This window comes from Paenibacillus fonticola DSM 21315, assembly GCF_000381905.1.
GTDB lineage: Bacteria > Bacillota > Bacilli > Paenibacillales > Paenibacillaceae > Fontibacillus > Fontibacillus fonticola.
The window spans coordinates 222,601-236,025 of record NZ_KB907245.1 but is presented as its reverse complement, the minus strand read 5'-3'; the positions used below and the strand labels follow the sequence as shown (position 1 = coordinate 236,025).

Below are 13,425 nucleotides of genomic sequence, written 5' to 3'. Positions count from 1 at the left end.
GTTCTTTGAGTTGAAAAGAAAGCTCTGTTCCGAATCGAAAAAACACTTCCTTATCTTCTTCAGAAATGTCCTCACAAAGACAATTTGCATAGTTCATAGTAGCCAGATGGACCGCTTGAATACTTTTAAGCAGCTTTTCACGACAAAGCTGAGACATTTGAAACCCTCCCTTGTAAATTAATAACTTTACCGATATTATAATACATAACGTAACACCACGCAATATAATAAACATAGAATTTTACGAGTTGTGATGAAATATATTTACGCAAAAAAAGCAAGTGATATCATAGGAGTAAATGGTAAAATAACAATATAGCCCCAAATGGGATTGTTCCAACCGACGCTTAAAAGGTGGAGGACGCGATATGGAAACATGGGAGGCGCATTATGAAATCATTATCTGGTCTGCTTTGGATTGCAGCAACATATATTATCATCATCGGGCTCGGAGGGCTTTACATTGTCCGGAATAGAAACCGCGCGAAGGAAACGATAAGGACGTTATTGTTCATGGGACTTCTTTTTGCGGCCATTGCATTTTTTTTGTATATCGTTTTATAGGGAGGCAGCGGCAATCTCATCCGGCGAATAAATGTAAATCACTTCATTGTATGAAATTGCACGAACGGTGCTTTCTGGCGCTCAGATGCCCTTGCGGCATCTTTTTTTGCTTGCCATTTTTGTTGTGATACACTAGGGACAAAGGTTTAAACGCTGAAAAAACCAATAGTAAATACGCCATATGTGCAAGTGCATCATAGACAAAAGGTGGGACAGAGGATGGGTTTTGTTACGATCCGAAATGAATATAAGCGCTATCAAATGGGCGAGACGACGATCGTCGCCAATGATGGAATTAATCTCGAAATTGAGAAAGGCGAGTTCGCCATTATCGTTGGGCCGAGCGGAGCGGGGAAATCCACGGTGCTCAACATCCTCGGCGGGATGGATACGGCGGATGAAGGCGAGGTGCTCGTCGACGGGAAAGACATAGCCAAGTACAGCAGCAAGGAACTGACGGGATATCGCCGCCATGACGTTGGGTTCGTGTTCCAGTTTTACAACCTGGTGCCGAACTTGACGGCCAAGGAGAACGTGGAGCTGGCGTCGCAAATTTCGCCGCGGGCGCTCGATGCGGAGCAGGTGCTGCGGGATGTAGGGCTCGGCGAGCGCCTGAACAACTTCCCGGCCCAGCTGTCCGGCGGGGAGCAGCAGCGTGTGGCGATTGCCCGCGCCCTTGCCAAGCAGCCGAAGCTGCTGCTGTGCGACGAGCCGACAGGCGCGCTGGACTACAATACTGGCCGCCAGGTGCTGAAGCTGCTGCAGGATACTTGCCGCAACACGGGAACGACCGTGATCGTCATTACCCACAATTCGGCGATTGCGCCGATGGCGGACAGGGTAATTGAGATTAATAACGCCAAGGTTCGCCGCGTGACGCTGAATCCGAACCCGGTATCGGTGGATGAGATCGAGTGGTAAGGGGTAAATGACATTGAGTAAAAAAGCGTTGTGGCGCGATATTTTTCGAGAAATCTGGCAGACGAAGGCGAGATTTTTATCGATTTTTGCCATTATTATGTTGGGGGTCGGCTTTTTTTCAGGCATTAAGGCTACCGGGCCGGATATGCTGGATACGGCCGATCATTATTTTAACAAACATCAGCTTATGGATCTTAAAGTCCAATCGACCTACGGGCTGACGGAGGAAGATCTTGAAGTACTGCGCAAGCAGCCTGGAGTAAGCATCATCCAGCCGGGATATAGCGAGGACGTGTTCCTCGGGGACAGCGGGCTTATTGCGAAAGTATTTTCTTATTCCAAAAACAACGCATTGAACGGCTATGAAATCATCGAGGGACGGCTGCCGGAAGCACCGGGGGAAATCGCTATCGATGCTCAGCATAACATGACGAAAGCGTTTGGGCTGGGGGATACGATCACGTTCACTAACCCGAACCCGGATGCCAAGCTGGAGGATTCGTTCCACCGGACCAGTTATACGGTCGTCGGCCTGATGAAGAGTCCGCAGTATATCGAAAAAAGCGGCCGCGGCACGAGCCGGATTGGCAAGGGGACGGCGGATGCTTTTGTCGTCGTTCCGGAGGAAGACTTCAGCTTAAAGGTATATACCGAAGCTTACATTGGTTTTGCGGATACCGCGGGTATGACGGCTTATACGCCGGAATACGATGATCGTGTTGAGGCGCATAAAGCCGCTCTGGAGCAGGCGCTGGCCGCCCGCCCGGAGCTGCGCCTGGAAGAGGTGCGGGCCGAGGGACAGGAGAAGCTCGATGACGCTAAGCGGCAAATCGAGGACGGCAAGGCGAAGCTGGCCGATGCCGAGACGAAGCTTGCGGATGCGAAAGCGAAGCTGGACGAGGGGCGCATGAACTACGAGGAAGGCGCAGCCAAGCTGGAGCGCGAGCTGGCGAAGGGGCAGGCCGAGCTCGATAAAGCGGCGAAGGAGCTGGCTGCCGGCAAGGCCGAGCTGGCGAAGAACCGCACCGCGCTTAGCGAGGGCGAGGCCCAGCTCAAGGCGGGCCAGGCGAAGCTGGAGGCGGAGCGGGCCAGTGCGGCGCCAGGGCTCGAGCAAGGGCGGCAGCTTGTGCAGTCGCTGAGCCAGCTCGCGAGCGCTCCGCCGGACGCGCTGTCCGCGGCGCAGAAGCAGCAGGCCGTGGCGGCCGCGAAGGCCGCCGATGCCCAGCTCGGCGCAGCCGCCGAGGGCTACGTCAGCGGCAGCGTGGATGCGGCGGCGTTCAAGCAGGTGATCGCCGGCTTCGAGCAGGGCCTGAAGCAGGCCGCGGCTCAGCTGGAGCAGGCGCAGCAGGAGCTGGACCGCCGCGCGAAGGAGCTGGCCGCCGGGAAGCAGCAGCTCGTCGCGGGAGAGCGCAAGCTGGCTGCCGGCGAGGCCGAGCTCAAGGCAGGCCGGGCGAAGCTGGCCGAAAGCCGCAAGGAGGGCGAGGCCAAGCTGGCGGAGGCGAAGCGCGAGCTGGGGGAAGGCCAGGCCGAGTACGATAAGGGGCTGGCCGAATATGAGACGGAGAAGGCCAAGGCCGAGAAGGACATTGCGGATGCCGAGCAGAAGCTGGCCGACGGGCAGGAGCAGATTGATGAGCTGAAGCTGCCGAAGTATTACGTGCTGGATCGCAGCAGTAATCCGGGTTATGCGGAATACAGCGATAATGCGGATCGGCTCAATGCGATCGCGACGGCTTTTCCAGTATTCTTTTTCTTAATCGCCGCATTGGTCAGCCTGACAACGATGACCCGGATGGTCGAGGAGCAGCGTCTGCAGATCGGGACGCTCAAAGCGCTCGGCTACCGGAACGCCGATATTATGGCGAAGTTCCTCGTGTACGGCACCTTGGCCAGCCTTGCGGCCTCGGCTGCCGGGCTGGCGATCGGCTTTACGCTCCTCCCGACGATTATTAATGACGCCTACGGGACTTTATATAATTTGACGGATCTGCGGAAGAGTTTTTATCCGAGCTATAGCCTGCTATCCATCATCGTGGCCTTGCTCTGTACGACGGTGACCGCCGTGATCGCCACAAGGGTAGAGCTGCGGAGCAACGCATCCGTGCTGATGCGTCCGAAGGCGCCGAAAAGCGGGCAGCGGATTTTGCTGGAGCGGTTGGCGTTTGTTTGGAAGACGCTTGGCTTTATCGGCAAAGTGACGGCGCGGAACTTGTTCCGCTACAAGCAGCGGATGTTCATGACTGTCTTTGGGGTGGCCGGCTGTACGGCGCTCATTTTGACAGGTTTCGGCCTGAAGGACTCCATCGGAGATATCGCTGGATTGCAATACAGGGAGATCATGAAGTACAACGCGCTTATCGCATTCAATGAGAACAGCGCGGATGCGCAGCAGCAAGAGGAGTACGAAGCTCTGCTGACGGCGACGCCTGAAGTTACGGATACGCGGCATGTGGCGCAGGATACGATGACCGCGACGGCCAAAGGGGTCAACAATCAGGACGTGACTGTATTTGTTCCCGAAACTACGGAACAGTTTGACCGCTTCATCGTGCTCAAGGACCGGAAAAGCGGCGAGCGGCGGGAGCTGACGGACCAGGGAGCGATCGTGACCGAAAAGCTGGCGAAGCTCTACAGCCTGCAGCCGGGCGATACTTTGACGCTGCAAAACAAGGAGAATGAGCCCTTTGAGGTGCGGGTGGCCGGAATTACGGAGAACTACGCGATGCATTTCGTTTATATGACTCCGTCGTATTATGAAGGAATTTTCGGCAAAGAGCCGGAATATAACACAGAGCTGGTTTTGTCGAGCGATGCGAGCAAGGAATGGGAGGATCGTTTTGGCGAGCAGTTGATGGCCTTGGAGCGCGTAGCACTCGTGAAGTTCTCCAGCGGCGTGGGCGAAGCGTTCACCGATACGCTCAAAAGCATGGACGTTGTCATGGTCGTGCTCATCATTTCTGCGGCGGCCCTGGCATTCGTCGTACTGTACAATTTGACGAACATCAACGTATCCGAGCGGGTGCGCGAGCTGTCGACCATTAAGGTGCTCGGCTTCTACGACAAGGAAGTGACGATGTATATTTACCGCGAGAACCTGATTCTCAGTTTCCTAGGTATCGTGGTCGGGAACTTCCTCGGCATCTGGCTGCACAGCTTCGTGCTACAGACGGCGGAAATCGATATGATGATGTTCAGCCCTACGATCAAATGGCTGAGCTACGTGTATGCATCGGTGCTGACATTGCTGTTCTCGGGCATCGTTATGCTGTTCATGCACTTTAAGCTCAAGCATATCGATATGATTGAGGCGTTGAAGTCGGTCGAATAGCAGGGGGTGCTTGGAAAGTGGCGGGGATACAAGGCGGAGATTAACAAAAACTGTTGATTTGCTGACGCAAGCTACTGATCAAGCAAAGCAAAAAGTACAAAGCTCAAGGTACAAAATGTAAAACAAAAAGCACAAGATGCACAAGATGAAAAGCTCAAGTCGTCAAACACAGAACACAAGATGTAAAGCAAACGACGAAAACACAAAAGCACAAAGCACATAGCTTAAAGCAGAAGACGCAAAACACCCAGCACTAAGCACAAAACACCAAGCACCAAGCACAAAACACGATCACACAAATAAGCTGCGGCAACAAGAACAACGAGCTAGAGTGCGAAGTCAGGCGGAACTCATCCGGAGGTAAGCATATGGCTACAATTTTATCCTTTATAAAAAAATACCGGATTGCTGCCATTTCGGCAATCTGTATGATGTTGATCGAACTGTTCGTCGAGTTGATCCAGCCCTTGCTCATTTCCCGCATTATTGATGACGGGATCGCCAAGGAGGATCTGTCCGTCGTATGGTTATGGGGAGGCGTGCTCGCTGTGAGCGCGCTCCTTGCTTTTGCGGCCGGGTTGGCCAGCTCTTTTTTTGCGTCCCATGCCAGCCAGGGGTTCGGCTATGATTTGCGCGATAAGCTGTATGAGCGAGTACAGTCTTTTTCTTACGCGGTATTCAGCAAGTTTCCGACCTCGTCGCTCATTACGCGTCTGACAGGTGATATTACACAGTTGCAGGAAATGCTGTTCATGAGCCTGCGTTTTGCGACGCGCGTCCCGCTTGTTGTGACGGGGAGCGTCATTATGGCTTTGATCGTCAATGTGAAGCTGGGTCTGCTGCTGACGGTGACGGCGCCAGTACTGGCGATTTTCATTGCTTGGATGATGAAAAAAGCTTCTATCCTCTTCCGCGCGGTGCAGCAGCGGATGGATACGGTGAACGGGGTCATCCAGGAGAATCTGACTGGCATGCGGCTTATTCGCGTGTTCGTTCGCGTCGGTCATGAAATGAAGCGGTTTGAGCAGCGAAGCCAGGACCTGATGCGGGGCACCGTTTCCGCCCTGCGGCTGACCGAGACGACGATGCCGCTTATGCTGCTGATGATGAACGGCGGAATTATCGCGATCCTGTGGTTTGGCCGCATGGATATCGCAACGGGACAGGCCACAACGGGCGAGGTGGTGGCGGTACTGAACTACTCGCTACGCACGATCGGGGCGCTGTCCGCGCTGTCGTGGATCATCAGCTCTTATTCGCGGGCGGCGGCTTCCGGCCAACGGGTCGTCGAGGTGCTCAACACGGAAGAGGCCGAGGGAACAGCGGGTGCTGAAGCTGTGTTAGTGGACAAGGGTCGGGGAGCCCGTACAGTCCGTGAGAGGCAGAGAAACTCCCGGCAGGCAGGCGCTGATGGAGCAGGGAGCGGCGCACAGGTAGGCGGGGCAGGGGCGGACGGAACAGCAACCGAGTCCCCGACTGTGGCAACCGAGGCTCCGGCTGCATCAGCTACGGCACCAACTGCGGCAACCGAGGCACCAGTTGCAGCAACCGAGGCACCAATTGCAGCCGAGGTAGCAACTGCAGCCGCTGCGGCACCAGCAAACAAGCAGGCCTCCTTTTCGATCCAGGGCGAGGTGCAGTTTGACAGGGTAAGCTTCAGCTACCCGGCCAGCGATATCCGGGTGCTGCAGGAGATCTCTTTTGAGACCAAGCCTCGGCAGCGGATCGCGATCATGGGGGCTACCGGATCGGGCAAATCCTCGCTCGTTCAACTGATTCCCCGCCTGCATGAGGCGACGGGCGGAACGATCCGCATCGACGGACGCGATATCCGCCAGATGGAGCCGGAGCAGCTGCGCGGGGCGATCGGCTATGTCCCGCAGGAGGTCATGCTGTTCTCGGGCTCGGTGCGGGACAATATCGCCTGGGGCCGCGAAGATGCGAGCGTGGAGCAAATCGTGAACGCGGCCAAGCAGGCGCAAATTCACGAGACGATCAAGCGGCTGTCTCATGGATACGACACGATGCTCGGGCAGCGCGGCGTGAATTTGTCCGGCGGACAGAAGCAGCGGCTGTCGATCGCCCGGGCGCTGGTGCGCCGGCCGGCGATCCTCATTCTGGACGACAGCACGAGCGCGCTGGACGTAAGGACAGAGGCGGCTTTACTGGAGGAGCTAACGCAATTATCCTGCACTACTTTTCTCATAACGCAAAAAATCAGCTCCACCACGTCGGCCGATCTGATCCTGCTGCTCGACGAAGGGCGTCTTATCGCCAAGGGAAGTCATGAGGAGTTAATGGCGGAATCTCCGCTGTATCGGCGGATTTACGAATCTCAGTACGGGGAGGTGTCGCAGCATGCTCAAAACCTTCGTTGAACCGTTCCGGCACCCTTATCCGAAGCTGGATGCTAAAACCGCGGGTTCCGCCGCGGGGCGCAAGCCAGAGGCCAAGGCAAAGAACTGGTCGGGGACACTTGGGCGCATTTGGCAGTATCTGGCCCAGCGTAAGGCGAAGCTGGCGCTCGTCCTGCTGATGGTGGTGGCCAGCTCGGCGCTGGCGCTGCTGGGACCGTATTTGATCGGCGTTGCCGTGGATGATTTCCTCGCAGGGGGCGGGGGAGCGCCGTGGGTGTTATTTTTAACAGGATTAGGGGCAGTGTATATCGGATTCTCACTGAGTTCCTGGCTGCAAAATATTTGGATGATCGAGATCGCCCAGGAGACGGTGTACCGCATGCGGATCGATCTGTTCCGCCAGCTTCACCGGCTGCCCATTCCGTTCTTCGGAACCAGGCAGCAGGGCGAGATTATGAGCCGGTTGACGAACGATATCGACAATGTCAGCTCGACGCTGAACAGCTCGGCGATTCAGATTTTCTCCAGTGTGCTGACGCTGATCGGGACGCTGGCGGTCATGCTGTATCTCAGCCCGCTGCTGACGCTGCTGACGTTTATGATCGTGCCGCTGATGATGCTCGGAATGCGCTGGATTACGCGCCGGACAGGCCCGCTCTATAAGGAGCGCCAGAAAAATCTGGGCGAGCTGAACGGTTATATCGAGGAGACGCTGTCGGGTCAGCGGATCATCAAAGCTTTCTCGCAAGAGGAGCGGGTAATGCGCGAGTTTCGGGAGCGCAACGATGCGATCCGGCAATCGGGATTTTGGGCGCAGACGATTTCGGGCTTCATTCCGAAGCTGATGAATGCGCTAAATAACCTGGGTTTTGCGCTGGTCGCGGGGGTTGGCGGCATTCTGGCGATCCGTGGGGCGATTACTGTCGGGGTGATCATCGTCTTTGTGGAGTATTCGCGGCAGTTCACCCGGCCGCTCAATGATTTGGCGAACCAGTGGAACACGCTGCTATCGGCGATTGCCGGGGCGGAGCGGGTGTTCGAGGTGATGGACGAAGAGGTTGAGGAAAGGGACGAAGGAGCAGCGGTCACGCTACAGCAGGTGGAGGGCGCTGTCCGGTTCTCGGACGTATCGTTCTCCTATGATGAGGGCGGCGATACGCTGGAGGGGATCAGCTTTGAGGCGAAGCCGGGGGAGATGATCGCCTTGGTGGGCCCTACGGGGGCTGGCAAAACGACGCTGATCCAACTGCTGTCCCGCTTCTATAATCCGTCAAAAGGGGTCATTACGGTCGATGGCCGGGATATTACATCGATCCGGCGGGAGAGCCTGCGTTCCCATATGGCGTTCGTGCTGCAGGATTCTTTCCTGTTCAAGGGCTCGATCCGGGAAAATATCCGCTTTGGGCGGCTCGATGCAACTGATGAGGAGGTAGAGGAGGCGTCGCGCCTGGCGAATGCGCATTCCTTCATTATGCGTCTGCAGGACGGCTACGATAAAATGCTCGATGCGGACGGCAGCGGCATCAGCCAGGGACAGCGGCAGCTGCTGGCGATCGCGCGGGCGATCCTCGCCAATCCGTCGATCCTCGTGCTGGACGAAGCGACCAGCAGCATCGACACGGTGACGGAGCTCAAAATCCAGGAGGGTCTGCAGCACCTAATGAGGGGCAGAACAAGCTTCGTCATCGCGCACCGGCTCAATACGATCCGTCAGGCCGATACAATCCTCGTGCTGAAGGACGGCCGGCTAATCGAGCAGGGCTCCCATGAGGAACTGCTGCGGCAGGAGGGCTTCTACAGCGAGCTGTATCACGGGACTTTGCAAGGAGAGGACGGGTAGCCTATGAGCGGTCTGTCGAAAATGGATGCCTACTTGCGCAGCATCGCGCTGCGGCGGGAGGAAGTGCCGTCTTTTCGGGAGTACCCTTTTCATCTGCCGGCGGTTGCTGACTTGGAGCGGCTTGAATTCCACCCGAGAGTTACTTATATCGTCGGCGAAAACGGCATGGGCAAATCGACGCTGCTGGAGGCGATCGCCGTCGCTCTTGGCTTCAACCCGGAGGGCGGGACGCTGAATTTCAACTTCTCGACCGCCGAGACGCATTCCGAGCTGCATGAATATATTCGTCTGGTGAGGGGCGTTCGCAAGCCGAGGGACGGCTTCTTCTTCCGGGCGGAGAGCTACTATAATCTGGCCACGGAGATCGGGCGGCTGGATGAGGAGGGAGGCGGGCCTTCTGTAGTGGATTCCTACGGCGGCAAGCCGTTACACATGATGTCGCATGGCGAATCGTTTTTTGCGGCGTTCATGAATCGGTTTCGCGGAAGGGGCCTGTATATTATGGACGAGCCCGAGGCCGCCTTGTCCCCGTACCGTCAAATGGCGATGCTGTCGCGGATTCATCAGCTCGTCAGTGAGTATTCGCAGCTGATTATTTCCACGCATTCGCCGATCATCATGGCCTACCCGGACAGCGTGATTTACCAGCTAACCCCGGAGGGGATTCGCGAGGCGACGCTGGAGGAGACGGATCACTTCGTCATCATGAAGGAGTTCATGAACGGACGGGAACGTATGCTGAAGGAACTGCTGGAGTGAGAAACTGCGGCGGCTCCTTCAACTTTTTTGCATTGCATACTTTGGCAGATCAAAAAATTATCGTAAATATACGAGCTTATTTTTATTGTAGCTGAAAGGCCTTGTTACATCGCTTAATTTAATTTCTCTCATAGTCTCTTTGCGTTCACCGTTTACGGTGTAATGAATCTCCACCTGCAGGGAATCCCGCTTATGAACGTGGATATCCTGAAGCAAGTTACCGATACGCGAGTACTCTTTGCCGTTGGCTGCACCTGGCGTAGTAAAGGGATCGCCCCCCTGGCTTCGCGATAGGATCATAGTGTCGCCGATAGAGAACATGAAGCTTATCCCGTCAAATGATTTATTTTCACCGTTGATTTCCAAGGAGGGTCCCGAAACAAACAAAGCGTAAGGAGAAAATGCAACAATTTCGATGTCTCTAAAGTATAAATCCTCGGTCTCTATATCGAAGGTATAGACTGTTTGACCATAACGGAGCTGGTATTGGCTGTAGAAGAAGGAAACGGTCATCAATAGGAAAAGGATCGTTACTAAGGATCTGATGAGTATGGTTTTTTTCAATTCATGTAACTCCTATCTTTTGTATAATTTGTTATTCTGAGTATAGATACTGATTTGAGTTATGACAGTTAACTATTTAATACATAAAAAATTCATGGGGTGAGTAATCGATGATTTTAGGCATGGTGAGGAAATACGGTAACTGCCCGGTGCAGCTGCAATGTAGCGGATAACCGTTTGTACCGGGCTGATAGGCTTGTTATTGTTATCCGGCAGCTGCACCTCTCTGCGGTTTAGGCTAGATAGATGATTTATTCTGTTTTTAGCGAAATTCATAAGAGAGGAATGTCAGATGAATCTGGAGAGATTACGAGAAGCGTGGAAAAAGGACGAAGAAAAGAGCTTTCAGGGGTGGGATTTCTCGTCTTTGGCTGGGCGAGTAGCGGAAGAGGAGCTGCCCTGGGATTATAAAGCTGCGGTGCTGGCTCATATCAATGAAGACCGCGTTATGCTGGACATGGGAACCGGAGGCGGGGAGTTTCTGCGGTCGCTCCATCCCCCAAGGGGAAGAACGTATGCGACGGAGGCGTATCCGCCGAATTACGAGCTTTGCCTCGCTATCTTGCCTGCTTGGGGGATCGAGGTCAGACAGGTGTTCGATGATGCAAGCCTGCCTTTTGAAGACGGGTTCTTCGACTTGGTGATCAATCGTCATGAAGCCTATTCGGTACAGGAGCTGGATAGAGTCTTGAAGCCGGGCGGCTGGTTCATTACCCAACAGGTAGGCGGGCTAAACAACCGGGAGCTGTCCCGTTGGCTGCTTGGGGAGGCGGGGATGACTACGGAAACCGGGTTCGGCCTGAAGCAGGCGGTTCATGAGTTAACGCGGGCTGGATTTAAGGTCATGGAGCAGTATGAATGCTTCCCTCGTCTCCGGTTTTTGGATATCGGGGCGCTGGTGTATTTTGCGAAGGTGATCGAGTGGGAGTTTGCCGGGTTTTCTGTGGATCGATGCTTTGAGAAGCTGTGTGAGCTGCAGAAGAAGCTGGAGCAGGACGGATGCGTCGAGAGCCGGGAGCACCGTTTTTTTATCGTGGCTCGTAAACCGATATAACTAGCACGGGTACTGTTCAAATGGGAGGGGCTATTTTAGCCCCTTTTTTGAGGAAGATGTAGGTTTGCTGCTAATGATTTATTTAGTAAACAACCCGCAATGACGTCACCAAACATATAATTCTGATTTCCGGTAAAAACCTCTAACTTCTCGCACTTCCTTGATCACTTCGATGGATATTCTAAATCCTCTGTATCTAGGTGGCTGCCCCGGAGCCCAGAAGCTGTTCTTGTATACAGCTAACTCCTTGGCAAGTGATTCCGTTCCTTTCTGATGGATAACTCCTAAGCACCTCTTAAGCGATACCCCCGATACTATAAAGTATGAAGCAGCGTAAGAGTCAACAGGTAAGGATAGCTGCTGCAGCAGCCGCTTCATAGAGGATGAATATATCAAACAACCGAACTCTCCGCTGCTCCCCGGTATACAATTCAGTATCACAATGAAAAGGGGAGTTTTTGTTGGAGATACCTGTGACTGGCTTTGTTGTCCATAGGGAGGATGGTTCCGATTCTGAGCACTCGCATAAGCTGTATATTACGTCTTGGAATGGGAGACCTGTGCATGTTCACCCTTTTGCAGGGGAGACATCCTTTGATGTTGGACATAAGCACCATTATGCGGGCAGAACGGAACCGGCTCCAAGCGGGGTTCAGCACGTACACAATTACTGTGCAGTGACTTCTTTTAATGCAGGCCACACTCACAAGATTAGAGGGACGACAGGACAGGCGATCCCGCTGCCTGGGGGCGGACATTATCATTATTTCGAAGGATATACGACAGTAGACGGAAGCACGCCGCATCGGCATCACTACCGCGGGAATACGGGCAACGAGGAGGCTTGAATCGGTTAAATTAGCCTGTTTGGAAAGAATCCGACTGCAGGCAGCCAAAAAAAGCACCCCAGTGAATCTCTATTGGAACTTCCTTATATGGGAAGTGGCCAATGATGATTCGTGGGGTGCTGTACTATTTTACAAATCGTCGAATCCGTTGTCGTCGCCGACCTTGCCGTAGTTGCGGGATTTGGCTTCGAAGAAGTCCGTCTTCGTCGCGTTCAGCGCTTCGTCCGAGAACGGCTTGATCCATGGCATGCAGTTCACGTCTACGCCTTGGTATGCTTTCTCCAGTCCCATCAGGCCCAGGCGCTTGTTGGCAATGTATTTGATGTAATCGGACAACTCGTTCAAGTCGATGCCGCGGACTTCCTTGAGCGTATAGTGCGCCCAGTTGGTCTCCAGCTCCACCGCCCGGTCGATCGTGCGGTATACGTAGTCGATGTTTTCCTTCGTATTCAGCTCCGGGCAGTCGAGCAGCAGCTGCTTGAACACCTCGGCAAAGAAGTAGCAGTGCTGATTCTCGTCACGCTGGATGTAGGAAATCATCTGGCTCGTACCCATCATCTTCTGGTCGCGTGCCAGATTGTAAAAGAAGGCGAACGTGCTGTAGAAGAAAATCCCTTCGAGAATGAGATCCGCTACGAGCGCTTCAAAGAACGTCTGAGGAGACTGTTCATTACGGAAGTTCTGGTAAATTTCCGAAATGAACTTGTTCCGGTCGAGCAGCACGGGATCATGCTTCCAATATTCAAAAATCTCCTTTTGCTCCTGCTCCGATACGATCGAGGACAGCACGTAGGAGTATGACTGGTTATGCACGACCTCCTGCTGAGCGATAATAGCGGAAATCGCTTCAAGCGAAGAATCCGTGAAATAACGTTTTACGTCTCCAACGAACATCGTCTGCATCGAATCCAGTACTGCCAGCAGCGAAATATTGATCTTGAACGTGCGCTGCTCCTCGGGAGCCAATAGCGGAAATTGCTGCGCATCCTTGCTCATTGGAATCTCGTCCGCAATCCAGTGGTTCAGCAGCAGTACTTTGTACAGCTTGTACATATGCGGCATGCGGATGTCGTTCCAATTCAGGATACCTGAGGACTCTCCGTTAATGATACGAGTTGATTTGTTCGGTGCCTCCGTATTAAAAATCGTTTGCAGTTGCAATGATCTCATCTCCTCAAAGATTTGATGTT

Annotated in this window: 10 protein-coding genes; 8 read left to right on the top strand and 2 right to left on the bottom strand. The window is 54.0% G+C overall.

Going from position 1 to position 13,425, the window contains the following annotated elements:
• The first annotated feature begins 390 nt into the window (after window positions 1-390).
• The 6 genes from G358_RS32815 to G358_RS0101025 all read left to right on the top strand — a co-directional run bounded on the left by G358_RS32815 (window position 391) and on the right by G358_RS0101025 (window position 9,769).
• Complete coding sequence (locus G358_RS32815) at window positions 391-564, top strand: apolipoprotein O family protein (protein ID WP_019635342.1); 174 nt, start codon at window positions 391-393, stop codon at window positions 562-564.
• A 219-nt stretch (window positions 565-783) separates the two neighbouring features.
• Window positions 784-1,485, top strand: coding sequence for an ABC transporter ATP-binding protein (locus tag G358_RS0101045; protein ID WP_019635341.1), 702 nt, complete (start codon window positions 784-786; stop codon window positions 1,483-1,485).
• Window positions 1,486-1,498: 13 nt separating this feature from the next.
• A complete protein-coding gene (locus tag G358_RS0101040) occupies window positions 1,499-4,813 on the top strand; it encodes an ABC transporter permease (protein WP_019635340.1) in 3,315 nt (1,104 codons plus the stop codon).
• Between the two features lie 368 nt (window positions 4,814-5,181).
• Window positions 5,182-7,191 (top strand): ABC transporter ATP-binding protein, encoded by a 2,010-nt coding sequence (locus G358_RS0101035; protein WP_019635339.1) that lies wholly within the window; start codon window positions 5,182-5,184, stop codon window positions 7,189-7,191.
• The gene (locus tag G358_RS0101030; RefSeq protein ID WP_019635338.1) at window positions 7,172-9,010 is read left to right on the top strand and encodes an ABC transporter ATP-binding protein; all 1,839 of its coding nucleotides are present in this window, start codon (window positions 7,172-7,174) and stop codon (window positions 9,008-9,010) included. The genes G358_RS0101035 and G358_RS0101030 overlap by 20 nt, the downstream gene beginning before the upstream one ends.
• 3 nt (window positions 9,011-9,013) lie before the next feature.
• The gene (locus G358_RS0101025) at window positions 9,014-9,769 is read left to right on the top strand and encodes an AAA family ATPase (RefSeq protein WP_019635337.1); all 756 of its coding nucleotides are present in this window, start codon (window positions 9,014-9,016) and stop codon (window positions 9,767-9,769) included.
• 57 nt (window positions 9,770-9,826) lie between these two features.
• Here G358_RS0101025 and G358_RS0101020 read toward each other — a convergent pair whose 3' ends face one another.
• Window positions 9,827-10,333, bottom strand: a complete 507-nt coding sequence (locus tag G358_RS0101020; protein ID WP_019635336.1) for a hypothetical protein — start codon at window positions 10,331-10,333, stop codon at window positions 9,827-9,829.
• 292 nt (window positions 10,334-10,625) lie between these two features.
• Here G358_RS0101020 and G358_RS0101015 point away from each other — a divergent pair, with 292 nt between their 5' ends.
• Together G358_RS0101015 and G358_RS0101010 are read left to right on the top strand one after the other, a co-directional pair.
• Window positions 10,626-11,387: a class I SAM-dependent methyltransferase gene (locus tag G358_RS0101015; protein WP_019635335.1), complete on the top strand. Its 762-nt coding sequence runs from the start codon at window positions 10,626-10,628 to the stop codon at window positions 11,385-11,387.
• Window positions 11,388-11,848: 461 nt separating this feature from the next.
• Complete coding sequence (locus G358_RS0101010) at window positions 11,849-12,235, top strand: YmaF family protein (RefSeq protein ID WP_019635334.1); 387 nt, start codon at window positions 11,849-11,851, stop codon at window positions 12,233-12,235.
• A gap of 129 nt (window positions 12,236-12,364) precedes the next feature.
• Here the strand turns inward: G358_RS0101010 and G358_RS0101005 are convergent, their stop codons facing one another.
• On the bottom strand, window positions 12,365-13,396 hold the full coding sequence (locus G358_RS0101005) for a ribonucleotide-diphosphate reductase subunit beta (RefSeq protein WP_019635333.1): 1,032 nt from the start codon (window positions 13,394-13,396) through the stop codon (window positions 12,365-12,367).
• Between the last annotated feature and the right edge of the window lie 29 nt (window positions 13,397-13,425).